At 65.1% G+C, this 24,906-nt stretch carries 24 protein-coding genes; 14 read left to right on the top strand and 10 right to left on the bottom strand.

All coding sequences use genetic code 11. The features are described 5' to 3' along the window. Positions 1 to 13 precede the first annotated feature (13 nt). Genes K940_RS0121775 through pdhA form a run of 3 tightly spaced genes read right to left on the bottom strand, consistent with a single transcriptional unit; the run spans position 14 to position 3,514 of the window. Positions 14 to 1,405: a dihydrolipoamide acetyltransferase family protein gene (locus tag K940_RS0121775; protein WP_231390474.1), complete on the bottom strand. Its 1,392-nt coding sequence runs from the start codon at positions 1,403 to 1,405 to the stop codon at positions 14 to 16. Positions 1,406 to 1,421: 16 nt separating this feature from the next. Further along, positions 1,422 to 2,405: an alpha-ketoacid dehydrogenase subunit beta gene (locus K940_RS0121770; protein ID WP_028479185.1), complete on the bottom strand. Its 984-nt coding sequence runs from the start codon at positions 2,403 to 2,405 to the stop codon at positions 1,422 to 1,424. Then, positions 2,402 to 3,514, bottom strand: coding sequence for a pyruvate dehydrogenase (acetyl-transferring) E1 component subunit alpha (gene pdhA, locus K940_RS29905; RefSeq protein ID WP_036529832.1), 1,113 nt, complete (start codon positions 3,512 to 3,514; stop codon positions 2,402 to 2,404). Before pdhA ends, K940_RS0121770 begins: the two co-directional genes overlap by 4 nt. Before the next feature lie 146 nt (positions 3,515 to 3,660). On the opposite strand from pdhA, the gene K940_RS0121760 reads away from it, so the two are divergent. From K940_RS0121760 to K940_RS0121750, 3 genes are all read left to right on the top strand, one after another. Then, positions 3,661 to 4,152 carry an Lrp/AsnC family transcriptional regulator gene (locus K940_RS0121760; RefSeq protein WP_028479184.1) on the top strand — a complete coding sequence of 164 codons (492 nt, stop codon included), beginning with the start codon at positions 3,661 to 3,663 and terminating at the stop codon, positions 4,150 to 4,152. Positions 4,153 to 4,292: 140 nt separating this feature from the next. Continuing rightward, positions 4,293 to 5,099, top strand: coding sequence for an SDR family oxidoreductase (locus K940_RS0121755; protein ID WP_028479183.1), 807 nt, complete (start codon positions 4,293 to 4,295; stop codon positions 5,097 to 5,099). A gap of 174 nt (positions 5,100 to 5,273) precedes the next feature. Next, positions 5,274 to 6,092 carry a sulfurtransferase gene (locus tag K940_RS0121750; RefSeq protein WP_369797534.1) on the top strand — a complete coding sequence of 273 codons (819 nt, stop codon included), beginning with the start codon at positions 5,274 to 5,276 and terminating at the stop codon, positions 6,090 to 6,092. 84 nt (positions 6,093 to 6,176) lie between these two features. Here K940_RS0121750 and K940_RS0121745 read toward each other — a convergent pair whose 3' ends face one another. Then, complete coding sequence (locus tag K940_RS0121745) at positions 6,177 to 6,539, bottom strand: hypothetical protein (RefSeq protein ID WP_028479181.1); 363 nt, start codon at positions 6,537 to 6,539, stop codon at positions 6,177 to 6,179. 492 nt (positions 6,540 to 7,031) lie between these two features. Here K940_RS0121745 and K940_RS0121740 point away from each other — a divergent pair, with 492 nt between their 5' ends. The 4 genes from K940_RS0121740 to K940_RS0121725 all read left to right on the top strand — a co-directional run bounded on the left by K940_RS0121740 (position 7,032) and on the right by K940_RS0121725 (position 11,612). Next, positions 7,032 to 7,406, top strand: coding sequence for an RNHCP domain-containing protein (locus K940_RS0121740; RefSeq protein WP_028479180.1), 375 nt, complete (start codon positions 7,032 to 7,034; stop codon positions 7,404 to 7,406). Positions 7,407 to 7,417: 11 nt separating this feature from the next. Beyond that, the gene (locus tag K940_RS0121735; RefSeq protein WP_028479179.1) at positions 7,418 to 7,870 is read left to right on the top strand and encodes an RNHCP domain-containing protein; all 453 of its coding nucleotides are present in this window, start codon (positions 7,418 to 7,420) and stop codon (positions 7,868 to 7,870) included. A gap of 107 nt (positions 7,871 to 7,977) precedes the next feature. Continuing rightward, positions 7,978 to 10,842 carry a DEAD/DEAH box helicase gene (locus K940_RS0121730; RefSeq protein WP_028479178.1) on the top strand — a complete coding sequence of 955 codons (2,865 nt, stop codon included), beginning with the start codon at positions 7,978 to 7,980 and terminating at the stop codon, positions 10,840 to 10,842. Continuing rightward, positions 10,839 to 11,612 carry an SWIM zinc finger family protein gene (locus tag K940_RS0121725; RefSeq protein ID WP_028479177.1) on the top strand — a complete coding sequence of 258 codons (774 nt, stop codon included), beginning with the start codon at positions 10,839 to 10,841 and terminating at the stop codon, positions 11,610 to 11,612. The genes K940_RS0121730 and K940_RS0121725 overlap by 4 nt, the downstream gene beginning before the upstream one ends. Before the next feature lie 5 nt (positions 11,613 to 11,617). On the opposite strand, the gene K940_RS0121720 is transcribed toward K940_RS0121725, so the two are convergent. Continuing rightward, positions 11,618 to 12,688, bottom strand: a complete 1,071-nt coding sequence (locus tag K940_RS0121720) for an amidohydrolase (protein ID WP_028479176.1) — start codon at positions 12,686 to 12,688, stop codon at positions 11,618 to 11,620. A 225-nt stretch (positions 12,689 to 12,913) separates the two neighbouring features. Here K940_RS0121720 and K940_RS0121710 point away from each other — a divergent pair, with 225 nt between their 5' ends. Genes K940_RS0121710 through K940_RS0121690 form a run of 5 tightly spaced genes read left to right on the top strand, consistent with a single transcriptional unit; the run spans position 12,914 to position 18,367 of the window. Then, complete coding sequence (locus K940_RS0121710; RefSeq protein ID WP_028479174.1) at positions 12,914 to 14,446, top strand: CoA-acylating methylmalonate-semialdehyde dehydrogenase; 1,533 nt, start codon at positions 12,914 to 12,916, stop codon at positions 14,444 to 14,446. Positions 14,447 to 14,449: 3 nt separating this feature from the next. After that, positions 14,450 to 15,589, top strand: coding sequence for an acyl-CoA dehydrogenase family protein (locus tag K940_RS0121705; RefSeq protein ID WP_028479173.1), 1,140 nt, complete (start codon positions 14,450 to 14,452; stop codon positions 15,587 to 15,589). Next, positions 15,586 to 16,653 (top strand): enoyl-CoA hydratase/isomerase family protein, encoded by a 1,068-nt coding sequence (locus K940_RS0121700; RefSeq protein ID WP_028479172.1) that lies wholly within the window; start codon positions 15,586 to 15,588, stop codon positions 16,651 to 16,653. Before K940_RS0121705 ends, K940_RS0121700 begins: the two co-directional genes overlap by 4 nt. Further along, positions 16,650 to 17,546, top strand: a complete 897-nt coding sequence (mmsB, locus tag K940_RS0121695) for a 3-hydroxyisobutyrate dehydrogenase (RefSeq protein ID WP_028479171.1) — start codon at positions 16,650 to 16,652, stop codon at positions 17,544 to 17,546. The genes K940_RS0121700 and mmsB overlap by 4 nt, the downstream gene beginning before the upstream one ends. Before the next feature lie 44 nt (positions 17,547 to 17,590). Next, complete coding sequence (locus K940_RS0121690; RefSeq protein ID WP_028479170.1) at positions 17,591 to 18,367, top strand: enoyl-CoA hydratase; 777 nt, start codon at positions 17,591 to 17,593, stop codon at positions 18,365 to 18,367. A 44-nt stretch (positions 18,368 to 18,411) separates the two neighbouring features. On the opposite strand, the gene K940_RS0121685 is transcribed toward K940_RS0121690, so the two are convergent. From K940_RS0121685 to K940_RS29895, 5 genes are all read right to left on the bottom strand, one after another. Then, on the bottom strand, positions 18,412 to 18,960 hold the full coding sequence (locus K940_RS0121685) for a MarR family winged helix-turn-helix transcriptional regulator (RefSeq protein WP_028479169.1): 549 nt from the start codon (positions 18,958 to 18,960) through the stop codon (positions 18,412 to 18,414). Between the two features lie 85 nt (positions 18,961 to 19,045). Further along, on the bottom strand, positions 19,046 to 20,119 hold the full coding sequence (locus K940_RS29900; RefSeq protein WP_051407443.1) for an ABC transporter ATP-binding protein: 1,074 nt from the start codon (positions 20,117 to 20,119) through the stop codon (positions 19,046 to 19,048). Beyond that, entirely contained in the window at positions 20,116 to 21,666 is a 1,551-nt protein-coding gene (locus tag K940_RS0121675) for an ABC transporter permease (RefSeq protein WP_369797533.1), read from the bottom strand. Before K940_RS0121675 ends, K940_RS29900 begins: the two co-directional genes overlap by 4 nt. Positions 21,667 to 21,668: 2 nt before the next feature. After that, positions 21,669 to 22,688 (bottom strand): iron ABC transporter substrate-binding protein, encoded by a 1,020-nt coding sequence (locus K940_RS0121670; protein ID WP_036529906.1) that lies wholly within the window; start codon positions 22,686 to 22,688, stop codon positions 21,669 to 21,671. 118 nt (positions 22,689 to 22,806) lie between these two features. Further along, entirely contained in the window at positions 22,807 to 23,244 is a 438-nt protein-coding gene (locus K940_RS29895) for a hypothetical protein (RefSeq protein ID WP_155981063.1), read from the bottom strand. A 399-nt stretch (positions 23,245 to 23,643) separates the two neighbouring features. On the opposite strand from K940_RS29895, the gene K940_RS0121660 reads away from it, so the two are divergent. Together K940_RS0121660 and K940_RS0121655 are read left to right on the top strand one after the other, a co-directional pair. Continuing rightward, a complete protein-coding gene (locus K940_RS0121660; protein WP_231390473.1) occupies positions 23,644 to 23,988 on the top strand; it encodes a hypothetical protein in 345 nt (114 codons plus the stop codon). Positions 23,989 to 24,127: 139 nt separating this feature from the next. Next, positions 24,128 to 24,906: cytochrome P450 (locus K940_RS0121655; protein ID WP_028479166.1), on the top strand; the 779-nt coding region annotated here is incomplete at its 3' end.

Here is a 24,906-nt window from a genome sequence, read left to right as displayed (position 1 = left end):
TACGGGCACGGCCTCACAGGCGACCGAGCAGGGTCAGTGGGTCCTCCAGCAATCCAGCGGTAGTGGCGAGAAAACGCGCCGCCAATTCGCCGTCGATCATGCGGTGATCGAACGCGACGCCGAGAGTGGTGACCCAGCGCACGGCGAGTTCGTCTCCGACCACCCACGGCCGGCGGCGGATCGCGCCGAGACACAGAATCGCCGATTCGCCCGGGTTCACCAGAGGCACTCCCGCGTCCACGTCGAAAACACCGATGTTGGTGATGGTGAACGTGCCGCCACCGAGGTCGGTGAGCGTCGCGCGCCCAGCACGGGTCACGTCGACGATCCGGCCGATCGCGCCGGCGAGTTCGGTCAGGCTCGACACCTGCGCCTGCTTGATGTTCGGCACCAGCAGGCCGCGGTCGGTGGCTACTGCGATGCCCAGATTCACCTCGTGCTCGATGACGATCTCCTGGTTGGGTTCGTCCCAGTAGGCATTCATGCCGGGAAATTCGGCGAGGGCTACCAGCGCCGACTTGGCGACCAGCGCCAAGGGGGTGACCGCCACACCCGAGGGAGATGGGGTTGCGCGCAGGTGGTCGAGCAGTTCCATCGATGCGGTGCAGTCCACCGTGCGGAAGACAGTGGCTTGCGGAATGGTGCGGGCGCTGGTGACCATTGCAGTGGCGGTGGCTTTGCGGACGCCGCTGATCGGGATACGAACCTCTGAGGTACTCGCGCCGGCGGTCCCCATGTCCAGGTCCGTGTAGGCGGGGTCCGACCCGCCGTGAGCGTGGGCGCCGGGCTGCGCGACACCGGTCGTACCGAGCACGTCGTCCACCGTGACCGCGCCTCCCGGTCCAGAACCTGCGATGGACGACAATTCGATACCGAGTTCACGAGCCAGCTTCCGTGCGGCCGGTACCGCCGGGCCACGCGTCGGTGGACTGTCGTCGGCGCGTGCCGGTTCGCTGCCGGTATCGTCTCCAGGCGCGATCGCCCGGCCAGAGGGCGAGGCGCCCGAGGGTTGCTTTCTGGCAGGGTATCGCCGCCGGGACGGCGTGTCGTCGGTCGGGCCGTATCCGACGAGAACCGATGTGTGCGTGTCGACCCCACCGCTGGGCTGATCGGCCGAGTGCGGTTGCTCGATGCGTATGAGCGGCGCGCCTACCGAGACGGTGTCTCCCGGCTGCGCCAGCAACTCGACGACCCGGCCGGCATAGGGGGATGGCAGCGACACCACGGCTTTGGCCGTCTCCACCTCGGCGAGCGTCTGGTTCAACTCCACGCAGTCGCCCACTTCCACAGCCCATGACACCAGGTCGGCGTCGGCAAGGCCTTCCCCTAGATCGGGCAAGCGGAACTCGAGCACGGCAGCGGCAGGAGGTTGCGGAATGTCGTCGTGCATATGGGTGCCTTTCATGGTGGCGAACCCCGGGTCACGCGGCGAGCGCACGGTCGAATGCGTGCAGAATACGGTCCGGGTCGGGGAGATGGTGCCGTTCGAGTTTGGCCGGCGGATAGGGAATATCGAATCCCCCGACGCGCAGCACGGGTGCTTCGAGATAGTAGAAGCAGCGCTCGGTGATGCGGGCAGCGATCTCCGCGCCGAGCCCGGCGAATACCGGCGCCTCATGCGTGACGATCAACCGTCCGGTCTTGGCGACCGACTCGGCCACGGTGTCGAAGTCGATCGGTGACAGGCTGCGCAGGTCGATCACTTCGAGTGCGTGGCCCTCCTGCGCCGCGATGCGCGCAGCCGACAACCCGGTCGACACTGTGCCGCCATACGTGACGACGGTCGCGTCCGAGCCCACGGTGCAGACCCTGGCGCGATCCAGCGGCAGCGCGCCTTCCTGGTCGAGAGCGTCGAGGTCGACCTCGGCTTTGTCCCAATACCTGCGTTTGGGTTCGAAAAAGATCACGGGATCGTTCAGTGCGATTGCCTGCTGGATCATCGTGTACGCGTCGGCCGGATTGCTCGGCGTCACGACGCGCAGTCCGGCGGTGTGCGCGAAATACGCTTCCGGAGATTCGGAATGGTGTTCCACCGCACCGATACCGCCACCGAAGGGGATGCGTATCGTGAGCGGAGCTCTGACCTGCCCGCGCGTCCGGTAGCTGATCTTGGCTACCTGCGAGACGATCTGATCGAACGCCGGATAGACGAATCCGTCGAATTGGATTTCGCACACCGGTCGATAGCCGCGCAAGGCCATGCCGAAAGCCGTTCCGATGATGCCGGATTCGGCGAGTGGGGTATCGATGACCCGATTGTCGCCGAAATCCTTCTGGAGTGTGTCGGTCACCCGGAACACCCCGCCGAGCCGGCCGATGTCCTCGCCCATCAACACGACCTTCGGGTCGTCCTCGAGCGCGCGGCGCAAGCCGGCGTTGAGCGCGGCGGCGAAGGTTGTGATCATCGCGAGACTCCTTCCGGTGGTGCGGAGGACCACCCGGGATCGCCGGTCAGGTACTCCAGATACTCCCTCCGCTGTTCGGTGATCAGCGGGTGCGGTGTGTTGTAGACGTGGTCGAACAGTTCGGTCGGCGCAGGGTCGGGCATGCCGATGGTCGCAGTGCGCACGAGGTGGGCGACGTCGTCGGCCTGTTCGGCGATGTGGCGGGCGAATTCGTCGTCCCAATGGCCCTCGAGCTCGAGCAACCGGCGAATCCGGTCGATCGGATCCCGCCGAGCCCACTGCTCGGTCTCGGCGTCCGAGCGGTAGCGGGTGGGATCGTCCGCTGTGGTGTGCGGACCCATGCGGTAGGTGAGCGCCTCGATGAACGACGGACCGCCGCCGAAGCGTGCCCGGGCCACCGCCTGCCTGGTCACCGCGAGTACGGCCAGCACATCGTTGCCATCGACCTGGACCCCGGGCATGCCATATCCGTATGCGCGATGGGCGAGGGGAGTGGAGCTCTGTAGCTGAACTGGTTCGCTGATCGCCCAGTGGTTGTTCTGGCAGAAGAACACCACCGGCGCGCACCAACTCGCGGCGAATCCGAGTGCTTCGGCGATATCGCCTTGGCTGGTGGCGCCATCTCCGAAGTAGGCGATGGTAGCGATGTCTGCGCCGTCCATGTGCGCGGCGAAGGCGTAGCCCGTTGCGTGCAGTCCTTGCGAGCCGACAACGATGTTCGGGTTGGTCATGTTCACTGCGTGCGGGTCCCAGCAGTGATGGGCCGCGCCACGCCACAGCCGAGTGAGATCACCGGGTGGTACACCCCGACAGTAGGCGACTGCGGTCTCGCGATAGCCACAGAACACGTAGTCGTCGGCCTGCAGTGCGTGCGCCGAACCGACTTGGGCGGCTTCCTGTCCGAACAGTGGCGCCCACAAGCCGAGCTCACCTTGGCGCTGCAGCGCGGTGGCTTCGGTGTCGATACGGCGGGTGAGGACCATGTCCTGATACAGGGCGCGAATCTGCTCTGGTCCGACGTCGGCGACCAGTGCGGCGTGCTCGGGAGCGAGGACGCGGTGGCCGTCCGGCTGGACCAACTGGACCGGATACTCGGACGGGTTCAGCATCGATGATCGCCTCCTCACGCACTGTTCCGCTGTGGAATGTGCCTCACATCACAGCATCCACAACGACACGAACTGCGCAACCGATGACTGCGTGGATGGGCAGAATGCGCAATTCGGGACCCCCTCGTGGTGTCATACTGCGTTGTATGACCAGTGAATCCATGGGCATGAGCTTGGATGCCACCGACGCTCGGTTGCTGCTAGAGCTGGTTGCCAACCCGAGAGCGACCGGTGTCGATCTGGCCGCACGGCTGCGTCTGTCTCGGAATACCGTGCAGGCCAGGTTGTCTCGTTGGCAGACCGGGGAGGTGCTCGGTAGTTTCGAACGCCGCATCGAGCCGCGTGCTCTGGGCTATCCGCTCGCCGCGTTCGTTGCCGTGGTCGTCGATCAGCATCGACTGGATTCCGTGGTGGACGCTCTCGCTCACGTACCAGAGGTGACCGAGGTGTGCGGTATGACCGGACTGACCGATCTCACGGTGCGGGTGGTTGCGCGCGACGCGGACGACCTCTACCGCATCGCCGGACTGATTCTCGAGATCCCCGGTGTCGAGCGCACCACGATGGCGCTGGTGATGCGACAACTGGTCGGTCCGCGCGCGACGCCGCTGCTGGAGCGCTTGGCGAACCCGACGTGACCCTGGTCGCCTGACTGCACATGATCTCGGGCGTCGATCTCGGGCGTCGTTCGTCGAGCTGCTGCCGAGGGTTCGTCGAGCTTCTCTGGTGGGTTGTCGTTTCCCGCTGGAGTGTGGGGGTTTCCCGCTAGGGTGCGGGAATGGAGATTTCGGGCAGAGTTGCGATCGTCACCGGAGCCGGGGCCGGCCTGGGCGCGGCGCTGGCGAGTCGACTCGTCGCTGCTGGCGCTCGCGTCGTCCTCGCCGACCTTGATGGCGAGAGTGCGGCTGCGCTGGCACGAACACTGGGTTCCAGCGCGGTCGCGGTCGCGGGCGACATGACCGACGAAACGGTGATTCGGGCATCGATCGAACGTGCGGAAGCCGACTTCGGTCCGGTCGACCTGTATTTCGCGAACGCGGGTGTCGGTGGGGGAGGGGGAGAGGCCACGACCGACCAGGAGTGGGCGGCGACGTTGGAGATCAATGTCATGGCTCATGTCCGCGCCGCACGGCTGTTGGTGCCGGGCTGGCTGGAGCGCGGTAACGGCTACTTCGTCAGCACAGCGTCGGCGGCGGGTCTGCTCACCCAACTCGGTTCAGCGCCCTACTCGGTGTCCAAGCATGCCGCCGTCGGTTTTGCCGAGTGGCTGTCGGTGACCTACGGCGACCGAGGGATTCGGGTCAGCTGCGTGTGCCCCATGGGCGTGGACACCCAGCTGTTGTACGGTGATTTCGCGTCGTCGCGGTATCCCGCCGAGGCCGAATTGGCGATGAAAGCGGTAACCAGCGCCGGACCAGTGCTGTCCCCGGACCGGGTCGCCGAAGTCGTGCTCGCCGGGGTGGCCGACGAGCGCTTCCTGATACTGCCGCACCCCGAGGTATCGAAGATGTTTCAGCAGAAAGGCTCGGACTACGACCGTTGGTTGCACGGCATGCGCCGCTTCCAAGCGTCGCTGCTCGCCTAGGGACGCCCTGGATGGGCGCAGGGCACACTGCTGGACGCTGTCGGTACCGGGCCCGGGGCTCACGACCACGAGCACAGGTCGGAACTCCGGCCGTAAGGACAGTGCATCGACCGCCTCGATGCGTAGTGTAGGGAAGTCGGTGCGCGAGGACGCGATTCGGAACGAGGAGCTGAGTTGAGCGCAGTGCTGGTCTCGCCGCAGGAACTTCGAGAAGCGTTGGACAACAAGCGGGTCTGCCTGCTGGACGTCAGGTGGGCGCTGGGCGATCCGGATGGTCCGCAGCACTATCTGGACGGCCACATACCCGGGGCTGTCTTCGTGGACCTGGAGACCGAATTGGCGACGCCGCCTTCGCCCGCGCGTGGCAGGCATCCCCTGCCGGATGTGACGCAGTTGGAGAAGTGCGCGCGCAGCTGGGGTATGGCCACCGGTGACCCGGTGGTCGTCTACGACGCTACGGGAGGTCTCGCAGCGGCTCGCGCGTGGTGGCTGCTGCGTTGGGCAGGTGTTGCCGACGTGCGGATTCTCGACGGCGGGTTGCCGGCGTGGGTTCGGATGGGCGAACCGATCGCTACCGGAGCCGAACCGGACCCCGAGCCAGGGGATGTGGAATTGCGCCCGGGACATCTTCCCGTGGCCGACGCCGACGCCGTGGCCCGTTGGCGGGGTGTGCTGCTGGATGCGCGCGCGACCGAGCGCTATCGCGGCGACCATGAGCCGATCGATCCGCGCGCCGGGCACATTCCCGGCGCGTCCAGTGCTCCGACCACACAGAACCTGGACGCGGAGGGGAGGTTCCGTTCCGCGGACGAACTACACGACCGTTTCGCCGCATTCGGGCCTGGACCGGTCGCGGTGTATTGCGGATCCGGCGTCACGGCGGCGCATCAGATCGCGGCGCTGGCGGTGGCCGGTATCGAGGCGACGTTGTATCCCGGTTCGTGGTCACAATGGTCCAACGATCCCAAGCGGCCGGTGGCGACCGGTGCCTGAGTGCGCGGTCGACGTCGGCATTCACCTCGATGGGGCACGGCCTCGACCGCGACCCGGTTCTCGGGTGGCGCCTACCAGCGACCGCTACAACCAGGCGCGGGCCAGGAGGTCGTCGTCGTCGACCTCGCTCGCTCTGGGTGGGAATCGGGTGGCCGCGATCGACTCGGTATGTGTCCCATCGTGCCCGACCAGCCAGGAGCCGCCGCGCTCCTCGCATTCGGCGATCTTGGCGAACGTGGCGAGCAGGAAATTGATCGCTTCGCGCGGGTCCATGGTTCGAGCCAGGCGTTGAGACTCACCAGTGCGCGACAGGTCCAGCCATACGCCGCCCTGTCCGTCGAGTCGCATGCCGACGATCTTGTCGGCGTGCACGAAGGTGAATTTTCGCCGTTCCCATGGGGTCGTCGGCGTGAAGCTCTGCTCGAGTACCTGGAGCAGAATTGTCATGCTGCTTCCTCGGCTTCCCTTGACACCAAGCTGCGGTTCCTCAGCGAGCACCAGCGGATATTCCAGTATGGTCCGAAACCGGCGCCAATGGGTAGCGACACGTCCATCGCGTCCGGGGTAACGGTATTTCACTGTATTTCGCTACCACGTCGACCAGGGGCGCCCGCGGCTCTATGGATACTGTCGATGATGCCCCTGAACCGAGGAGTTCGCAGCCGGCACGAGCGTTGCCGTTGCCGGCATCGGGAGAACTCGGAAATTCGATGGAGAAGCCGTGACGCCGTTGTTATCGTGGGCGCGGCAAGAACGACGACTTGCGATCGAGGGGGTCGACGCCCCCTGGGAGGATTTCTATGACCCGGCCCGTGCCGAGGACGCCTCGGCAGTACTCCGTCGGCTGCCGCTGAATACATCGGTTGCCGCTGAATACCTCGAGGCGCACTCGGCCTGCTCCGTTGCTCGAATACAGTTCACGAGTAAGGAGTCATCCGGGTGTCTCACAACACCACGAACGGTACCGGTCGCGCACCGAGTACCGATACTTTCACCTGTCTGCGTTGCGGTTCGGTCGTCAACCGGATCGCACCCGACGACAGCAGGCGCAATCACTGTCCGAGTTGCTTGACCTCACGGCATACCGACGACCACATCGATGGCGGCGTCTCGGAGTGCCAGGCCAGGATGACGCCGCTGTCCATCGCGGTGCTGCGTAGCGGTCGGTGGGCTCTGATCCATCGATGCACCCGTTGCTACGAACTATCGTTGCACCAGGTCGGTGGCGACGACAATCAGCTGATCCTGATGCGGCTGGCGGTACGCCCACTCGCGGAACCACCGTTTCCGCTCGACGTCTTCGCCGACCTGTAGGGGTGGTCGAGATGCCACGCAGGAAGACCGCCCGCGGGAAGGACGACAACCGTCGCCCACAGCGCGGCAAGGATGCCTCCCGCCGCGTGCTCGGCACGAGCGCGTTGCACGAGCGAGGTCGGCGATCGGCTGCCACGTTCTTGTGTGTCGGCTGTCGGCTGCATGTCCCGACGGTCGTGCTGGGTACCGCTCACCGCAATCATTGTCCGCAGTGTCTGACCAGCCGGCACGTCGATCGCCGGGTGCCCGGTGATCGAGCCGAACTCTGTGGGGGCCGGATGACGGCAGTCAGCATGTTCGCCCGCAGAGGCGGTGAATGGGTGCTCGTACACCAATGCGTCGTCTGCGGGGTGCTGAAATCCAATCGCATTGCCGGCGATGACAATGCTGTCGCTCTGATGCGCGTCGCGCTGCGTCCGCTGGCAGATCCCCATTTCGGGCACCACGCGCTGCGCGCACTGTGAACGTGGTGGGCCGGCCGTCCGTGTTCGGCCCACCACGCCGACAACGGGTGTGCCGACCGCGCTGCGGTGGGCGCGGCCACGTCGGGTCCACCTGATTGGATGGGCTCATGCTGCACGGTCTGTGGTCGCCGGATTCAGGACTACTGCTGTGGTCCGAATCGCCGGCCACCACGGTGCCCGACGAACGCGACCTCGGACTGCCCGACCCATTGGGTAGCGTGCTGCGCACCGCGAAGTTCCGGCATCGAGCCGAGGTCCTGATCGGCACACCGGACGGCACTGTCACCGAACGGGTGCGCGCGCATGCACTTGCCCCCGTCGAGGCCGCCGATCTGCTGCGCGGGCACTTCCCCGTCGGTGCGGTATCCGGGGATCTGCGCTTCCTCGCACATGTGGTTCGAGGTATCGAGCGCTGGGTGCGCGCCGGGCGCGTCGTTCCGGACCTACGCAGGCAAGACCATCAGTGGTGGGTGTGCTGGCGGCTGGTCGGTGGCCAGCGCCACCGTGCCTGGCTGGCGGAATTGGCCTGCGCCATGCCTCGAGCTCTCCAGGTGTCCGGGAATCCGGCTGCGGTGCTCGATGATATGGTCACCGAACTCACCGATCCGATAGCCCGGGCGGTGGCCGGATCGCCCGATTCGTCGCATCCGCTGGTAGCCGCATTGGTCGGCGATATTCCGTGGGACGGCGGAAGCTATCAGTTGGCCGACCTCCTGCAACGATGGCGGGCCAGCCTGACCGACGGTGACGAACCGGATCTGGTGCTTCGTCTGCACGAGCCGGAACTCGGTGCGGCCGAGGAGGCGGTGGTGCTATGGCGACTGGAGGTGTGTCTGGGCATCTCCGAACAGGCGCCCGAACCGGTTTCGTTGCACGGTGATCCGAATCTCGTCCGGACCGCGGTGGACAAACTCGGGCCTGCACAGCAGGCCTATCCGCGGTTGCGTGACGTGCCGGGTGACGTGCGTAGCTTGGATATGTTGTTGCCCACCGAAGTGGTGCTCGACCTGGTCGAGCACGGGGTGCACGCGCTGCGCTCCGCGGGAGTCCGGCTGCTGCTGCCGCGCGCCTGGAATGCCGCCGAGCCGAGTCTGCGGCTGCGGGTGGACAGTTCGGCGCCTGCTGCGCACACCTGTGTCGGCAAGGGTGATCTGGTCTCCTACCGCTGGGAGCTCGCGCTCGGCGACATGGTGGTGACGGCCGCCGAGATGGATCGACTCCTGCGTAACGCGGCCGATCTCGTTCAGGTGCGCGGCCAGTGGGTGCGGGCAGACCACAAAGCGCTCGCCGCCGCCGCCCGCTATATCACCGCACACGCCGGTGACTCGATGGTCACCTTCGCGGACTTGCTCGGCGACATCGCGAACACTCGTGTGCCGCAGGTGCCGATCAGCGAGGTGACCGCCTCGGGATGGGTTGCGGACCTCCTCGATAGCACTCGCCAACCGTCACCGGTGGCCGCGCCGATCGGGTTGCACGCCGAGTTGCGTCCATACCAGCAACGTGGTCTGGCCTGGCTGGCCACGATGAGCCGGCTCGGGTGCGGCGCGATCTTGGCCGATGACATGGGACTCGGCAAGACCGTTCAGGTGCTCGCCCTCTTGATGTACGAACGGGAGAACGCGACACCGCGTCCCGCCGCGGAGGAGGTGACGGGCCCGGCGGAACTCGCCGAGCCACCGGGCCCGGCATTGTTGGTGTGTCCCATGTCGGTGGTCGGCAACTGGCAGCGAGAGGCTGCACGCTTCGCCCCGGATCTGCGCGTATGGGTACACCACGGCGCGGGGCGTCGGACGGGTGCAGGACTGGACGAGGCGGTCGCAGCGGCGGATCTGGTGATCACCACCTACACGCTCCTCGGCCGCGATATCGCCGAACTCGGCCGGCAGCGATGGGACCGTGTCGTTCTCGATGAGGCCCAACACATCAAGAATTCGGGAAGCAGGCAAGCGCAGGCGGCGCGGTCGTTGCGCGCGCGACACCGAGTGGCGCTCACTGGAACTCCCGTGGAGAACCGATTGGAAGAGCTGCGCGCGATCATGGATTTCGTCATGCCGAAGGTGCTCGGCAGCCCGCAGTCGTTTCGTGCCCGCTTCGCGGTGCCCATCGAACGCGAACGCGACCAGAACGCGATCAGTCGCTTGCGTTGGCTGACTCGACCCTTCGTGTTGCGCCGGGTGAAGACCGACCCCACCGTGATCACCGACCTTCCACGGAAATTCGAGATGACGGCGCGAGCCAACCTGACTGCCGAGCAAGCTGCGCTCTACCAAGCGGTCGTCGACGACATGCTCGCCACGATCGAAGCCGCTGACGAGATGGCTCGCCGGGGTGCGGTGCTGAGCGCACTGACCCGGCTCAAACAAGTCTGTAACCATCCGGCACATTTTCTCGGAGACGGGTCCGGTGTGCTGCGCCGCGGAGCCCACCGGTCCGGAAAACTCGCCCTCGTCGAGGATGTGGTGGACGCGGTGCTCGCCGACGGTGAAAAGGTATTGCTCTTCACCCAGTTCCGCGAGTTCGGTGAACTGGTCGCGCCGTATCTGGCCGAACGATTCGGCGTGGTCGCGCCGTTCCTGCACGGTGGTGTGCCGAAGAACAAGCGTGAGGAGATGGTCAGGGGTTTCCAGGCTCCCGACGGCCCGCCCCTCATGCTGTTGTCGTTGCGGGCAGGCGGTACCGGGCTCAATCTCACGGCCGCCAACCATGTTGTCCACCTGGACCGCTGGTGGAATCCCGCTGTCGAGAATCAAGCTACCGACCGCACTTTTCGGATCGGGCAGCAACGCAATGTTCAGGTGCGCAAGGTGGTATGTGTGGACACCGTCGAGGAGCGCATCGACGAGATGATCACCAGCAAGCGCCAGCTCGCTGATCTGGCGGTCGGCGCCGGCGAGAACTGGATCACCGATCTGAGTACCGACGAGTTGCACGACCTGTTCTCTCTGGGCGCCACGGCGGTGGGGGAATGAGTCCGTTCGTCGACTACTCCGAGTACGGCAAGAGGCGGCCGGTGCGTGGCGGCATGGCAGCCCGCAGTCGCCGCGGCGCGTTCGCTCGCACCTGGTGGGGGAAGGCGGTGGTGGAATGGATGGAGCACGTGGGCGAGCCCGGCCGCCTGGCGCGTGGCCGCACCTATGCCCGAGCGGGCCAGGTGGTGAGCTATCATGTCGAACCCGGTTCCGTGGCTGCAGAAGTGCAGGGCAGCCAACCGCGTCCGTTCACCGTGACCTTCACCGTGCGGCCACTGGGTCCGGATGAACTCGCGGCGCTGTTCGAGACCGTGCGTTCGACGCCGGGCATGCTCGCCGAGGTCGTATCCGGCGCATTGCCCACCGAGCTCGGGCCACTGCTCGTGCCGGCGTCGGGCGCGGATGTGGATGTCACCTGTTCGTGTCCCGACCCTGGTTGGCCGTGCAAGCATGCGGCGGCAGTGTGCTACCTATTGGCCGAGCGAATCGACGAACGTCCACACGAGCTTCTCACGCTGCGCGGTCTCGATCTCGACACGCTGATCGGTGGCATCGAACGCACGGTACAGCACCACGCCTCCACCGACATCTACGGCGACGACCTCGTCTTGCCAGGGCTGCCCAGCGTCGACTTTCGCCCTGCGCCAGCGGATTTGGACCCGCAGTTGCTACTGCGAGCGCTACGCGCGAGCGCGGCCGATGAGACGATCGCTGCCGCCGGCCTGCGCGAGCTCAACGGACTGTACCGGTCGTTCGACGACGCGCGCTGAAGGGATCAATCGGGGATCCGATAGACACGTTGTGCGACGGCCCGGAAGACCTGCTCGAGTTCCGGGCGATGACCCCCGTGGCCGGATATCGCACGCGCGATGGTTTCGATACTGCCGGCGATGCTGGTGATCGGCTTGTCCACCGGGTAGTTGGAGCCCCAGATCAGGCGGTCGGCGCCGAAGACGTCGAGGGCGTGCTCGACCAATGGGCCGACTCGGTCGAGCAGGTGCGGCACGGGGGTCGATGTGCCGCGCGGAGGGACGGGGTGGCCGAGAATCGGCATCATCAGGCCGCTGACCTTCGCGACCGTATTGGGTCGGGAAGCCAGCGCGGCGAGATTGTCGCGCCATTGCACCAGCAGTTGTCTGCGTACTCCGGGGTGTGTGCCGGTATGTCTGCCGACTGCGCCGACAATGCCCGCAGGGGTACCGAGGTGATTCAGGACGATCGGTACTTCGGGATAGCGCTCGGCCAAGGCGGTGACGTCGGGAATGGAGTGTGAGTAGACCCATGCTTCGAAGGACAGACCACGGTCGGCCAGCTGTGCGAAGCCGTCCAAGAATGCCTTGGTGGTGAGCCTGCCGGGCTTGTCGGTGAACGACCGCACGCCGGGATCGGGATGATGGGCGGCAATGGTACGGATGCCGCGCAGCAGGGGTGACGCCGCGGCATGCGCGTCCAGCAACTGGGCGAATCCGGGCGCCGCCGGGTCACCGCCGGCGAGTATCGCACCGAGCCGTGGAGCCGTACGCAGCGGCAAGCTCGCAACCCACGCGGTTTCGTCGGCCTTGCCCAGTGGTCCTCGTGATGACCATTCGGCTTCGACGTGCGCCGCCACGTCGATCGCGGCCTTGCCGATGTCGGCGCGATAGTCGGCGGGGAGATACGGCCGCAGGTAGGCGCTGGGATCTCCGGCGAACTGCCGATCGCGCCGCGGCACGAGGAGTGCGACCACCTGCATCGGCACCGGCACCAGCCGAATCAGCTTCGAGATCGTGCCCAACTGCCTCGGCGTCGTGAACGGATCCCATTGGTGAATGTGCGCGTCGATGATCCGAAGGTCGGAGAATTCCATGCTCGCCGTCCCAACCGAGTCGATGGTCTGCCCGGCGATTGTCACACGTTTCGCGGTGTGCCGCCTGGGAATTGACGCCGTTCGTCGCCTCGGGAGCGCCGTCGATCCGCCCAGCGAGCGCACTGTGTCACGATGGGGCGAGCCCTGCTATTATTGGACATCCGACTATAGGATGGCCGGATACTGATTCGTGGTGGCCTGTTCGGTTTACGAGAGGGGACTGGCATGGTTCGCGAGCTCACTCACTTCGTCGGTGGTCGGCATGTGTCGGGCACGTCCGGTGCGTTCGGTGATGTCTTCGATCCCAATCTCGGCCGGGTACAGGCACGGGTGCCGTTGGCGAGCGCATCCGAGGTCGAGGCGGCTATCGCGGTCGCCGAGGCCGCACAACCGGCGTGGGCCGCGCACAATCCGCAGAAGCGGGCACGGGTGTTGATGAAGTTCCTGACTCTGGTACAGGACGAGATGGACTCCCTCGCTGCGCTGTTGTCTTCCGAGCATGGCAAGACCATTGCCGACGCCAGGGGCGACATCCAGCGTGGTCTGGAGGTCATCGAATTCGCCGCCGGCATTCCGCATCTGCTCAAGGGTGAATACACCGAAGGCGCAGGCGCCGGAATCGATGTCTACTCGATGCGTCAGCCGCTGGGGGTTGTCGCCGGCATCACTCCGTTCAATTTCCCGGCGATGATTCCGTTGTGGAAGGCGGGCCCGGCCCTGGCTACAGGGAACGCATTCGTGCTCAAGCCGTCCGAACGCGACCCCTCGGTGCCGCTGCGGCTCGCGGAGTTGTTCCTCGAAGCGGGTCTGCCCGCCGGAGTCTTCAACGTGGTCAACGGAGGCAAAGACGCTGTCGACACCCTATTGGGCGATCCACGGATTCAGGCCGTCGGTTTCGTCGGCTCCACACCGATCGCGCAGTACATCTACCGGACTGCGACGGCGAACGGCAAGCGCGCCCAGTGCTTCGGCGGCGCGAAGAATCACGCGATCGTGATGCCCGATGCCGACCTCGATGACGTCGCCGACCAGCTGATCGGTGCAGGCTATGGCTCCGCCGGGGAGCGCTGTATGGCCATTTCGGTCGCCGTGCCGGTCGGAGCCCGCACTGCAGACCGGCTGGTGGCCAAACTGACCGAGCGGGTGCGCAAGCTGACTATCGGCCGCTCCGACGACCCCGGCGTCGACTACGGCCCGTTGGTGGGTCAGGATGCGGTGCACCGAGTCCACGACTACATCCAGCTCGGCATCGATGAGGGTGCCGAGTTGGTGGCCGACGGTCGTGGTCTGGTGGTGGCAGGCGCCGAGGACGGCTACTTCGTCGGCGCAACGTTGTTCGACAAGGTCACGCCGGAGATGCGGATCTACCGCGAGGAGATCTTCGGTCCGGTGCTCAGCGTGGTCCGCGCCGAGGACTACGAGGCAGGGTTGCGCCTGGCCAACGAGCACCAGTACGGCAACGGTGTGGCGATCTTCACCCGTGACGGCGACACTGCCCGCGATTTTGCTTCCCGGGTGCAGGTCGGAATGGTCGGCATCAATGTGCCGATCCCGGTGCCGATCGCCTATCACACCTTCGGTGGTTGGAAGCGTTCTGGATTCGGCGACCTGAACCAGCATGGACCGGATTCGATTCGTTTCTACACCAAGACCAAGACCGTTACCCAGCGTTGGCCCGAAGGGATGCGGGGCACGATGTCCCGCGATCGGGTCGCCGATTCGGACGCCAACGCATTCGTCATCCCCACGATGGACTGACCGATGTTTGCACTCGACGACGCAGAGAAGGCCATCCGCGATACCGCGCGCGGATTCGCCGACGAGTACCTGGCGCCGAACGCGCTGGACTGGGACCAGCGGGGACACTTTCCGATCGACGTGCTGCGCAAGGCCGGTCCGCTCGGCCTCGGTGGCATTTCTGTGCGCTCGGATGTGGGCGGTTCGGGGCTACGCCGGCTCGATGCCGTACGCATCTTCGAACAGTTGGCCACTGGTTGTCCGACCATCGCCGCCTACATCTCCATCCACAACATGGCAGCCTGGATGATCGACCACTACGGCGACGACGACCAGCGCCGACGATGGTTGCCGTCGCTGACCAGAATGGAGCAGCTGGGCAGCTATGCGCTCACCGAACCGGGCGTCGGTTCGGATGCGGCGGCGTTGAGCACCAAAGCCGTGCGCGATGGGGACGACTACGTTGTCAACGGCGTCAAGCAGTTCATCTCCGGTGCGGGAGCCACCGACGTCTACATCGTCATGGCACGCACGAGTGATGCGGGGGCGCGGGGTATCTCGGCGTTCATCGTGCCTGCCGATACCCCGGGTCTGTCGTTCGGTGCCAACGAGAAGAAGATGGGGTGGAAGGCTCAGCCGACCCGCCAAGTGATCTTCACCGACGCTCGAGTACCCGCAGCCAACCGGCTCGGCGCCGAGGGCGACGGTTTTCGCATTGCGATGAACGGGCTCAATGGCGGCCGGCTCAACATTGCCGCGTGCTCGGTCGGCGGCGCGCAGGCTGCGCTGGACAAGACTGTGCCGTATCTCGCCGAGCGGCATGCGTTCGGCGCACCGCTGTCGACGAACCAGGCACTGCAATTCGACCTCGCGGACATGCGGACCGGATTGGAGGCCGCGCGCACGCTGCTGTGGCGGGCTGCGGCCGCATTGGACGCCGACGCGGCGGACAAGGTGGAACTGTGCGCCATGGCCAAGCGCTTCGCCACCGACGCCGGCTTCGACGTCGCCAACAAGGCGCTACAACTCCACGGCGGCTATGGGTATCTGGTCGAATACGGCGTGGAGAAGATCGTCCGGGATCTACGCGTGCATCAAATCCTCGAGGGGACAAACGAAATCATGCGGGTGGTCGTCGCCCGCTCGGTGGTAGGAGCGGTATGACGGAACCGGAAGTCCTGCTCGAGCAGCGTGACGGGCTGGGCTGGATCACGCTGAACCGGCCCAGAGCGATCAATGCACTGAATCATGCGATGGTCACCACCATCACCGACGCGTTGCGTGCGTGGGCGGACAACGACGCGGTGCGCACCGTCGTCGTCACCGGTGCGGGGGAGCGCGGCTTGTGCGCCGGCGGCGATATCGTCGCCATTCACGACGATGCGAAAAGCGGGGCCACGAACACCGATTCGGCAACAGGCCGGTTCTGGCGAGACGAGTACATCCTCAATGCGCTGATCGGCCGCTACCCGAAGCCGTACGTCGTGGTGATGGATGGCATCGTGATGGGCGGTGGGGTCGGCCTTTCCGGGCACGGCAGCCATCGCATCGTCACCGAACGATCCACGATCGGCATGCCCGAGGTCGGCATCGGTTTCGTTCCGGATGTCGGCGGTACCTATCTGCTCACGCGCGCCCCAGGCGAAATCGGCACCCATATCGCACTCACCTGCGCGCGAATGAGTCCTGGTGATGCCATTGCGGCTGGCTTCGCCGACTATTTCGTCGCCACCGAACACCTGCCCGCTCTGTTCGACACTTTGCGTAGCGAAAGTGCCGAGGTCGCAGTGGCCAAATGTGCGACCGATGCGCCGGAATCCACCCTGATCGCCCACCAGGAGTGGATCGACGCCTGCTACAGCGCCGATTCCGTACCGGAGATCGTCACGCGGCTTCGGGCACACGAATCGCCCCAGGCGCATGCCGCGGCCACCGAGATACTGGCCAAATCACCGATCGCGCTGGAGGCCACGCTGCGCTCGCTGCGCTCGGCCAGGACCACGCCGAGCCTGGAGGCGGTGCTGAACGAAGAGTATCGTGTATCCATCGCATCGCTGGCTTCCCTCGATCTGGTCGAAGGTATTCGTGCTCAGGTGATCGACAAGGACCGCAACCCACAGTGGTCGCCCGCGACGCTGGCGGATGTCACACGCGCGCAGGTGGACGTATACTTCGCCGGATTGGGTGATCGAGAACTGGGACTGGTGACTCCGGAGGTGGTGCGATGAGCGCAACGGTCGGCTTCCTCGGTCTCGGCAATATGGGCGCACCGATGGCGGCCAATTTGGTGCGCGCCGGCTACGATGTGCGCGCTTTCGACCCGGTGCCCGCAGCGTGTGAACAGGCCCGGCGTGATGGCGCGACAGTTGTCGATTCGGCTGCCGAGACCGCCGCCGACATCGTGATCACGATGTTGCCCAGCGGCACACTCGTACTGGACGTGTACGGCGAGCTACTTCCGGTTGCCGCACCGGGCACCCTGTTCATCGACTGTTCGACCATCGATGTAGCCGATGCCAGGACCGCCGCCGAACGCGCCACGACGGCTGGACATCGTGCGCTGGACGCCCCGGTCTCCGGCGGCGTGGCCGGGGCCGTGGCGGGAACGCTGACCTTCATGGTCGGAGGTGGCGCCGACGATTTCGCCGATGCGCGCCCGCTGTTCGAGGTGATGGGCGGCAAGGTCGTGCATTGCGGTGGCGCTGGCGTGGGCCAAGCGGCAAAGATCTGCAACAACATGCTCCTGGGCATTTCGATGATCGCATTGGCGGAGTCGCTGGTGCTCGGCGAGAAATTGGGCTTGAGTCACGAGTCCTTCTTCGACGTGGTCTCCACGGCCTCGGGCCAGAGTTGGGCGCTGACGAACTATTGCCCGGTCCCTGGACCAGTGCCGACCAGCCCCGCCAACAACGACTACCAGCCCGGCTTCACCACCGCGTTGATGACCAAGGATCTCGTCCTGGCCGCGAACGCACTGCGCGAGAACCAGATCGATGGTCGTTTCGGGGAACTCGCAGCCGAGATCTACACCCGGTTCAATCAGACGGATGCACAGCGCGACTTCTCGGCCATCATCACCGATATCCGTGACAGAATCGGTGGCCTCGGTTCGAACAGCTGACCTCGTCACCGATGTCCACATCCGTTCCTATGGAGAGGTGCCGCATGACCGAGTTCGAGACGATTCTGCTGGAACGCAAGGGCCGAGTCGGCTGGATCACACTGAACCGCCCCGAGGTACTGAACGCACTGAGCCTGCAGGTCCTCGATGACGTGATTGCCGCGCTCGACGAACTCGAGCGTGACGACGAGGTCGGTGCGGTCGTGATCACCGGGTCGGAGCGAGCTTTCGGTGCGGGCGCCGATATCAAGGAGATGCAGCCCAAGTCGTACATGGACATGTACCTGAGCGACTACTTCGCCCGGTGGGACCGACTTGCACAGTTCCGCAAGCCCACCATCGCCGCGGTAGCGGGCTATGCGCTCGGCGGTGGTTGCGAGCTGGCCATGATCTGCGACATCTTGGTGGCCGCCGACACTGCCACGTTCGGTCAGCCGGAGATCAAGTTGGGCGTCATTCCTGGTATCGGTGGCTCACAACGCTTGACTCGCGCGATCGGCAAGGCCAAGGCAATGGATCTGGTGCTCACCGGTCGAAACATGGACGCCGAGGAGGCGGAACGAGCCGGGCTGGTCTCGCGTCTCGTGCCCGCGGCGCACCTGCTCGATACCGCACTCGAGATCGCCGAGACCATAGCGTCGATGTCTCTGCCAGTTGCGATGATCGCCAAGGAGTCGGTGAATCGCGCGTTCGAAACCACCCTTGCCGAGGGGTTGCGGTTCGAACGCCGTGTGTTCCATTCACTGTTCGCGATCGAGGACCAGAAAGAAGGCATGAGCGCTTTCATCGACAAGCGCCCCGCACAGTTCACCCATCGCTGACGCCGGGGTGTCCGGCCGAGTCGTTCGGGCGCAGATTCCGCGGCTCATTCTGCAGTCGTAGCCCAGCGTGCCGTACCCCCCGCGGTCTCGAAGTCGCCTGCGGCGTGCCGGAATTCGGCCAGTATCTGTAGGAGAGTGTGCAAGCGATCCGGCGGGAGTCCCGGGAGCGCGAATACTTTGGCGTTCAGTTCTTCGGTCGCTTGCGCTACCAATTTTCTTCCAGCGTCGGTGATTTCGATCAAGGTCGTGCGACGATCGCGTGGATGGGGTACGCGCGAGACGAGTTCGGCTGCTTCGAGTCGGTCGACGGTATTGGTCACACTGGTGGGATGCACTTGTAGCCGCACACTGGCCTTCGTCATCGGTAGTGTTCCGGTCTTGCTGAAACTCAGCAGCATGAGCAGTTCGTACCGCGAGAATGTCAGACCGGTTGGTTTCAGGGCTTCGTCGACTCGGGCCATCACGATTTGCTGAGCTCGTACCAACGAGGTCACTGCAGCCATGCCGTCGGCGACATCTCCCCAGCCGTGGCCGACCCACTGGCGGTGGGCCTCCTCGATCGGGTCCAAAGGAAGCGGGCGTGGCCGAGACATGGTCCGATCATTCCATGCTCCGGATCGGGAGCGGAGCAACCGGTCGGGCCGCGGATCGGCCGTCGGCTCGGCTGGGCGATGTGGGTCATCCGCGAGGCGGTGGAGACCACCGGGTGGGATGGGTCGAATTCGACGTGGGGTACGCCACCGCGGAGCCGAGCACTTCGAGGTGCACTCGCTGTCCGGGAGGCGGTGCGGCTGCGCTGGGACGGCGAACTCGCACCGCCGTGGCCCCGCCGTCCATGTCGATGGTCAACACGACATCGGCGCCGCGGAATTCGGCGGTACGAATCCGCCCGGTTGCTTGCTCGTCATCCGGCACCGAGTGAGCCACCAACTGCTCTGGTCGCAGCATGAGGGTCGCCGGTCCGGTCGGAGCATGGTGTTGCACCGGAACCTCGCCGAGTGCGCACGAGGCCGTGTCGGCTGTGACCACGGCGTCGAACAGTACGCACTCGCCGAGGAAGCCAGCGGTGAACAAATCCCGTGGTTCGCCATAGACTTGCTGTGGTGTGCCGATCTGGGTGAAGCGTCCCGCGCGCATCACCGCGACCTGTTCGGCGAAGCTCAGGGCTTCCTCCTGGTCGTGAGTGACCAGAATGCTGGTCATCCCTGCCGCGCGCAGAGTGTCGGCCACTGCTTTTCTGGTCGCGGCACGCAGGCCGGCGTCGAGGGCGTTGAACGGTTCGTCCAGCAGCATCACGGAGGGTTTGCGGGCCAGTGCCCGGGCCAGCGCGACGCGCTGTTGTTGACCTCCCGACAGCTGTTGAGGGCGCCGATCGGCGTAGGACGGATCGAGTGCGACCGTGTCCAATAGTGTCCTTACCTGCTGCCGGCTCCGACGGGGTAGCCCGTAGGCGATGTTCTGTCCGACGGTCAGATGCGGGAAGAGCGCCCCGTCCTGAGCGACGTAGCCGACATTGCGACGCTGCGGAGGAATCGAGATATGTTCGCCGACAACAGTGTTCGATCCGATCGATACACGCCCCGCATCGGGGGATTCGAATCCGGCGACAATGCGTAGCAGCGTCGTCTTGCCGCAACCGGACGAGCCGACCACAGCGGTCGCGCTGTGGTCGGGCACGTCGAGGCTGATCTCGTCGAGTACTCGAGTGTCGCCGAAAGTCTTCGATACAGCTGTGATCACGACATGGCTCATGCCCCGGCCACCGCCCGAGAGCGGTTGAACAGCAGATATGTCACCGGCACCGATACCACGATCATGATCAGGGCGTACGGTGCGGCGGCGGCATAGTCCAACTCGCCGGAAAACGCCCAGAATCGCATGGCCAGAGTGCGGGTTCCGAGTGGCGCGAGCAGGAGTGTCGCGGTCAGTTCGGTAGCCACCGCGACGAACACCAGTGCGCCTGCGGCAGCCGCTGCGGGCGCGGTCAACCGTAGAGTGACCAGGAAGAATGTGGCGAGCGCCGACTTGCCCAGTGAGCGAGAAGCTTCTTCGAGGCCGACCGGAACTTGAGCGAATCCGGCGCGCACCGCGACCAGCGCTCGGGGCAGGAACAGCAGGACATATGCGGCGATCACCATGCTCGCTGTTTGGTAGAGCGGTGGCGCCCATCGAATGGTCACCGTCACCATGGCCAGAGCGATGACGATCCCCGGTAGTGCGCTGGTGACGTAGTTGGCGCCCTCGACCAGTCGCGCGAACACGCTGGCGGAGCGTACCGCGATCCACGCGACCGGGAATGCGCATGCGGTGGCCAGCAGCGCGGCCACCGTAGCGAGTCCGAGCGTCTGCCTCAGTGCGTGGCCGATCTCGCCGAGATTCCACACGGCCGCGCCGCCGATGTGCAACCAGCGTCCGATGGTCCACAGCGGTACACCGAGTGCCGCGACGGTCACGCCGGCGAGTACGACCAGCACCGGAAACACGCCGATACCCAATCGTATTCGGGTCGCGCTGCGTTGTGTGCCGCCGCCGACCCGCGCATAGCGGCCACGGCCGCGCAGGCCGGCGTCGACCCCGAGCAGCGCGAAACAGCACAGCACGAGTACGCCGGCCAGCATGCTGCCGGCCGGACCAGCGAAACTGGATTGGTACTGCTCGAAAATAGCCGTGGTGAATGTGTCGAATCGGATCAGTGCGAAAGCTCCGTACTCGGCCAGTAGGTGCAGTGCAATGAGCAGCCCGCCGCCGAGGACGGCCAACCGCAGCTGCGGCAACACGATCCGGATGAACGCTGCCACCGGTCCGGAGCCCAGTGCTCGGGCCGACTCCTCTACCGCGGGGTCCAACCGGCGAAGCGTGGCCGCAGCAGGTAGGTAGGCCAGCGGGAAATAGGACATCGTCGAGATCAGCACACCTGCCCACAGTCCGTGCATGGTCGGAAACAGGCTGATCCATGCATAGCTGTCGACGAACGCGGGTACCGCGAGCGGTGCGACGAACAGTGGGCCCCACCAGGATTTTCCGGGCACGTCCGTGCGTTCGACCACCCACGCGAGCCCGATCCCCAGCGCCACGCAGATCGGTGCGGTGCACACGACCACGCCGAGCGTATTGCGCAGCAAATCACCGACTCTCGGCCGGAACACCAGATCTGCCGCTCGATCGATCCCGATGGAAAAGATCGTCGAAACGATGTATCCCAGCGGTACGAATGTCGCCGCCATCAGCAGTAGCGCAACACCGGTCACCACCGCCCCAGGCCTGCCGACCGGAGGTGTGGTGACAGTGCTCGGTGCCACAATTACAGCAGTCCCGCGTCGGTCATCAGCTGTGTGACCTTCCTCGAGTCGAGGCGAGATGGGTCGATCGCTGGAGCTTGCAAGTCGGCCAGCGGCACCAGTGCCGGGTTGGCGGCTACAGTGCTGGCGACCGGGTACTCCATCGATGAGCCGTCGCGCAGCACGGTCTGTCCGGACATGCCGGTGATGAATGCCAACAATTTCTGTGCTGCGGGCTGATTGTCGCTCGACGCGAGCACGCCACCGCCGGAGATACTGACGAATGCGCCCGGGTCTTGGTTCCTGAAGTAGTGCAGTGCGGTGTCGGCGCTGTTCTCCTTGGTATTGGCCTGGTCGCGGTACCAGTAGTAGTGGTAGATCACGCCGGCTTCCGGGCTGCCGGAATCGACCGCTTTCATGGTGGCTACGTTGTTCGGGAAGGCGGTCGCATTTTCCTTCATACCCTGCAGCCAGGCGCGGGTGGTTTCTTCGCCCTTCAATGCGAGCAGACCCGCCACGATGGCCTGAAAATCCGCGCCCGATACCCCGGCGCCCCAGCGGCCCTTCCATTGTGGTTGTGCCAGATCGAGCAGCGAGACAGGCAGTTGATCGGCCGGTATTTCGCTTTTGTTGTAGACGAGGACCGTCGACCGGGCGGCAATGCCGGTCCATTTTCCGGTGGACGGGCGAAACCGTGTGGGTACCTGGTCCAAGGTCCGTGGGTCCACATCGGCGAACAGTCCGGCGTTCTCCACCAGCATCATGGCGGGAGAGTTCTCGGTGAGGAAGATGTCGGCAGGCGAGGCGGCGCCTTCGGCGACCAGTTGGTTGGCCAATGCGGTGTCGCTGCCTTGCCGCAGGGTCACCTCGATGCCGGTCTCCGCAGTGAAGGCATCGATCCATTCTCGGGTGAGCGATTCGTGTTGCGCGTTGTAGACGATGATCGTGTTCGCGTCGTTCGAGGAATTCGCGCAGGAGGTGAGGCCGAGCACGATCGCGAGGACCGTCATGGCGGTAGCCATCGATGTCCAGACCGGCTTCATCGGTGTCCTTCGGATCGAGGGTCCCGCGGATCGAGCTCGGAACCGGATGGGTAGGTCGAGGTCGCATCGCCCAGTGGCCGCGGCTCTCGGGTGGCGGGGCAGTCGGGTGGCGGGGAAGTCAGCCTGCCTGTCTGGCGGAACAGACCTTCCACTCGCCGTTTTCTTTCTTCAGGTGTTCGGTCGTGTTGGTCTCGGTGTCGGGCTGCTCGCCGGGAGCCATGACGGTGAGCGTGCCGGCGACGTGCGCGGTCGCGGTATCCCCGGTGACGGTGATGTCATCGATCGTGTCGATGGCGACCACGACCGAAGCGTCGTCGAATTCTCTTTTCTGGTCTTCGGTCATCATGTCGAACGCGGCGAGTTCGCTCGCGCACACTTGCTCGATAGCCGAGCGGAACCCATATGTGCCGAGCGCGTCATAGAAGTCACGAATCGCCAATTCGATCTTTTTCTCGTCCGAGGCGAATGGACCTCGACCTTGGGTGGTCAAGAATATGCCGGCGATCGCTGCACCGGCGATCACCAGTGCTACGACCACGACCAGGCCGACGATCATGGTGGTACCACTGCGCGGAGATTGCGGTGGATATCCCAACGATGGATTTCCCGTCCCGGAGTGATCGGTTGGGTGGTGATCGAGCGGGGGCGGTGGATAGTCGATCGGCTGTTGTGAATATCGTGGATCCTTCGGCGGTTGTCCGCTCGGTGGATAGGCCATGTCGTCCTCCGGTCCACCCCCCGGTGCCTGGAACTTTACGGCACGTGCGTGCCCCGACGATCGAAAACGACACTCTCGTACGGAGCGCTCGCAGCCTATGGCGAACTCCTGGCGAATAGCCTGGATACGGTGCTATCTCGGGAGATATAGCCTGTTTCGCTGACTCGACAGTGGTCGCGGCCTCGGGCGTGTCGCCGACTAGTGGCGGCGAGGCACGATGCCAGCTAACATTCGAACATGGGTTCGACAAGCGAGGGTGTGCCGCGGACCGAGGGCACGGAACCGGAGTTGGTCTACCCGAACAGGACCGGCCATTACTACCGAACGTTGACCTACCCGCCGCGGCCGGTGTGGGTACGGCTGGACGCGGTCTCGATCCGTGACCCGGGGACTCCACGCCATGTGAACGGCGCTGGCGTCATCATGCGTGGTGAGCGCCCCGGTACCTTGACCCATTGGTTGCCCACCGTGGACGGAGATTGGCTCGGTCGAGTGACCTACAGCATTCAATTCGCCGACGGTCGGCCGGATCTGCACGTGCGGGACCAACTCGTCCCCGCCTATGCCCTACGACCGCGATGAAGCGAAGTATCCACCGGCGGATCGAGCACGCTGTCTGTGACAGTGCGACCTGTCGGCGGTAGGCTTTGGCTGTTCCGTACACTTGTCCATACACGCGGTTCGAACCTGTTCTACCTGGTGACGTAAGCAAGGAACGCCGATGCAGTCCTTAGCGAAGTACGTACGACTTATCGATCCGGCTGTCCGCCCGGACCCGTACCCCATCTTCGGGCAGATGCGGCACGATAGCCCATTCCGTCTCAGCCACCTGCCTGCGGTTGTGGTGGCCCGCTATGCCGATTGCATCGCTGTGTTGCGTGATCCGCGGGTGAGTGTCGATCGCTCACTGTCGCGGATGCGGAGCGAGGTCCTGCAGGGCACGGACAAGGTTCCGCGCGATTCGAGACGGACTCAGCGGATGTTTCTGTTCATCGATCCGCCGGACCACACTCGGCTGCGTCGGTTGGTGTCGAAGGCGTTCACGACACGTGTGGTGCAGCGGTTGGAGCCCCGGATCGAGGAGCTCGCCGATACGCTGCTCGACCAACGTGCCGGTGCCCGCGATTTCGATATCGTCAATCATTACGCGTACCCGATCACGATGACCATTATCCGTGAGCTGCTCGGCATCCCGTTCGAGGACGAAGCCCGACTGCATGTCTGGTCGACGCTGGCCAGCCGCGCCCTCGACCCGTCGGCAGAGATGGGAGCCCAATACACTGGCGACCCGGCCGAGTTCCAGCCCGCGGGCAGTGAGTTGATTTCCTATTTCGACGAGCTGGTCGAGCGGCGGCGCGGTGCTCCTGGTGAGGATTTGCTCTCCGAGCTGATTGCTGCCGAGGATGCCGGGGACAAGCTCACCCGTGCGGAGCTGAACTCGACGTGTGTTCTGTTGTTGATCGCCGGGCACGAGACCGGGCTCAACTTGATCGCCAATGC

The organism is Nocardia sp. CNY236, from assembly GCF_000482385.1.
In the GTDB taxonomy this organism is placed as follows: Bacteria; Actinomycetota; Actinomycetes; order Mycobacteriales; family Mycobacteriaceae; genus Nocardia.
Note: the sequence above shows the minus strand (reverse complement) of the source record. Positions and strands in the feature narration are given on the sequence as shown.

What these genes read in the sequence shown, in the direction of transcription:
- K940_RS0121775 (WP_231390474.1), bottom strand. Translation starts at nt 1,405, where the DNA reads ATGAAAGGCACCCATATGCACGACGACATTCCGCAACCTCCTGCCGCT.
- K940_RS0121770 (WP_028479185.1), bottom strand. Translation starts at nt 2,405, where the DNA reads ATGATCACAACCTTCGCCGCCGCGCTCAACGCCGGCTTGCGCCGCGCG.
- pdhA (WP_036529832.1), bottom strand. Translation starts at nt 3,514, where the DNA reads ATGCTGAACCCGTCCGAGTATCCGGTCCAGTTGGTCCAGCCGGACGGC.
- K940_RS0121760 (WP_028479184.1), top strand. Translation starts at nt 3,661, where the DNA reads ATGACCAGTGAATCCATGGGCATGAGCTTGGATGCCACCGACGCTCGG.
- K940_RS0121755 (WP_028479183.1), top strand. Translation starts at nt 4,293, where the DNA reads ATGGAGATTTCGGGCAGAGTTGCGATCGTCACCGGAGCCGGGGCCGGC.
- K940_RS0121745 (WP_028479181.1), bottom strand. Translation starts at nt 6,539, where the DNA reads ATGACAATTCTGCTCCAGGTACTCGAGCAGAGCTTCACGCCGACGACC.
- K940_RS0121735 (WP_028479179.1), top strand. Translation starts at nt 7,418, where the DNA reads ATGCCACGCAGGAAGACCGCCCGCGGGAAGGACGACAACCGTCGCCCA.
- K940_RS0121730 (WP_028479178.1), top strand. Translation starts at nt 7,978, where the DNA reads ATGCTGCACGGTCTGTGGTCGCCGGATTCAGGACTACTGCTGTGGTCC.
- K940_RS0121725 (WP_028479177.1), top strand. Translation starts at nt 10,839, where the DNA reads ATGAGTCCGTTCGTCGACTACTCCGAGTACGGCAAGAGGCGGCCGGTG.
- K940_RS0121720 (WP_028479176.1), bottom strand. Translation starts at nt 12,688, where the DNA reads ATGGAATTCTCCGACCTTCGGATCATCGACGCGCACATTCACCAATGG.
- K940_RS0121710 (WP_028479174.1), top strand. Translation starts at nt 12,914, where the DNA reads ATGGTTCGCGAGCTCACTCACTTCGTCGGTGGTCGGCATGTGTCGGGC.
- K940_RS0121705 (WP_028479173.1), top strand. Translation starts at nt 14,450, where the DNA reads ATGTTTGCACTCGACGACGCAGAGAAGGCCATCCGCGATACCGCGCGC.
- K940_RS0121700 (WP_028479172.1), top strand. Translation starts at nt 15,586, where the DNA reads ATGACGGAACCGGAAGTCCTGCTCGAGCAGCGTGACGGGCTGGGCTGG.
- mmsB (WP_028479171.1), top strand. Translation starts at nt 16,650, where the DNA reads ATGAGCGCAACGGTCGGCTTCCTCGGTCTCGGCAATATGGGCGCACCG.
- K940_RS0121690 (WP_028479170.1), top strand. Translation starts at nt 17,591, where the DNA reads ATGACCGAGTTCGAGACGATTCTGCTGGAACGCAAGGGCCGAGTCGGC.
- K940_RS0121685 (WP_028479169.1), bottom strand. Translation starts at nt 18,960, where the DNA reads ATGTCTCGGCCACGCCCGCTTCCTTTGGACCCGATCGAGGAGGCCCAC.
- K940_RS29900 (WP_051407443.1), bottom strand. Translation starts at nt 20,119, where the DNA reads ATGAGCCATGTCGTGATCACAGCTGTATCGAAGACTTTCGGCGACACT.
- K940_RS0121670 (WP_036529906.1), bottom strand. Translation starts at nt 22,688, where the DNA reads ATGAAGCCGGTCTGGACATCGATGGCTACCGCCATGACGGTCCTCGCG.
- K940_RS29895 (WP_155981063.1), bottom strand. Translation starts at nt 23,244, where the DNA reads ATGATCGTCGGCCTGGTCGTGGTCGTAGCACTGGTGATCGCCGGTGCA.
- K940_RS0121660 (WP_231390473.1), top strand. Translation starts at nt 23,644, where the DNA reads ATGGGTTCGACAAGCGAGGGTGTGCCGCGGACCGAGGGCACGGAACCG.